1 protein-coding gene is annotated in these 1,576 nt (G+C 43.5%); it reads left to right on the top strand.

Annotated elements, in window-relative coordinates; all coding sequences use genetic code 11:
• Positions 1-106: 106 nt before the first annotated feature.
• The gene (locus AC1DRF_RS27140) at positions 107-1,438 is read left to right on the top strand and encodes a TIGR00366 family protein (RefSeq protein ID WP_477742201.1); all 1,332 of its coding nucleotides are present in this window, start codon (positions 107-109) and stop codon (positions 1,436-1,438) included.
• Positions 1,439-1,576: the final 138 nt, after the last annotated feature.

The following is a 1,576-nucleotide window of genomic DNA, read 5'->3' as shown; positions in this document are numbered from 1 at the left end:
GGTTTTTTATTTAAACTAAATATTAACAATTTTCAACAAATTATGTATAATTAAAGATGCTTGTCGACATTTATTCACAGGAGTATTCCTGTAAAGGAGGAGTAAAATGAAAGCGTTATCTAATTTCTTTACGGCGCTTGTGCAGCGTTTTTTACCTGATCCGTTTGTATTTGCTTTAATCTTGACGCTGATTTTATTTGTATCAGGTATTGTTTTTACTCCTCACGGGCCGATTGAAATGGTTCAGTTTTGGGGAAGTGGCTTTTGGAACCTTTTGGCATTTGCGATGCAAATGAGCTTAGTGCTTGTCACGGGACATGTGCTTGCCAGCTCGCCGCTCGTAAAAAAGTGGCTTGTGAACATAGCGCTGTTAGCCAAAACTCCGGCGCAAGGGGTAATTCTTGTCACGCTCGGCGCAGCTATGGCCTGTATGATCAATTGGGGGTTTGGCTTAATTGTAGGTGCGCTGTTTGCGAAAGAAGTAGCGAAACGCGTGCCAGGATCTGATTACCGGTTTTTAATTGCCTGTGCTTACATAGGGTTTTTAACATGGCACGGAGGCTTGTCGGGTTCGATTCCTCTTGTTGCTGCTACACCTGGAAACCCAATGGAAAAAACGGCTGGACTTATTCCGCTGTCAGACACGATTTTTACGGGGTACAACTTATTTATTACCCTCGGGTTATTAATTGTCCTTCCTATTATGACAAGACTGATGATGCCGACGGGAAAAGAAGTGGTAGAAATTGATCCAAGACTGTTGGCGGAAGATGAAATGGCTCCGGCTACAGTTGTTGAGACAACTTCTTCTAAGCCAACATTTGCTGTACGCATGGAGAACAGCAGGTTTTTAAGTCTGACGATTGCGCTTCTTGGGTATTCATATTTAATTTATTATTTTGCTACAAACGGTTTTAAAATGGATATTAACACAGTGAACTTATTGTTTTTTACAACGGGTATTTTACTTCACCGCACGCCTTTATCCTATATGAATGCCGTTTCTAATGCTGCGAAAGGAACCGCCGGGATTGTGATTCAGTTTCCATTCTACGCAGGTATTCAAGGCATGATGGAGCTATCGGGATTAGGCGGGAAGCTAACGAACGCATTTATCTCGATTTCAAATGAAACGACATTTCCGTTTCTTGCGTTTTTAAGTTCTGGCGTTGTGAACTTTTTTGTTCCGTCGGGAGGAGGACACTGGGTTGTACAAGGACCTTTTATTATGCCGGCAGCTGAACAGCTCGGCGTAGATCCGGGAGTCGCTGCGATGGCCATTGCCTACGGAGAAGCATGGATGAATATGGCGCAGCCGTTTTGGGCACTGCCCGCACTAGCTATCGCAGGGCTCGGAGCGCGCGATATAATGGGCTACTGCGTGACGACCTTAATTGTATCAGGCTTTATTTTTGCTATAGGACTAACGTTTTTCTAATACGAAAAGGTCAGCTGAAAAGCTGACCTTTTTTTATTCTACATTATAAGCCAACTTCGCGTGCACTCCAGTTCCAGAATTCTTCTGCGAGTCGTTCATTTTTTGCTCTTGAAGAAGGGGGCGTAACGCGTTTTTTAT

This window comes from Priestia sp. P5_B4 (assembly GCF_056400385.1).
Note: the sequence above shows the minus strand (reverse complement) of the source record. Positions and strands in the feature narration are given on the sequence as shown.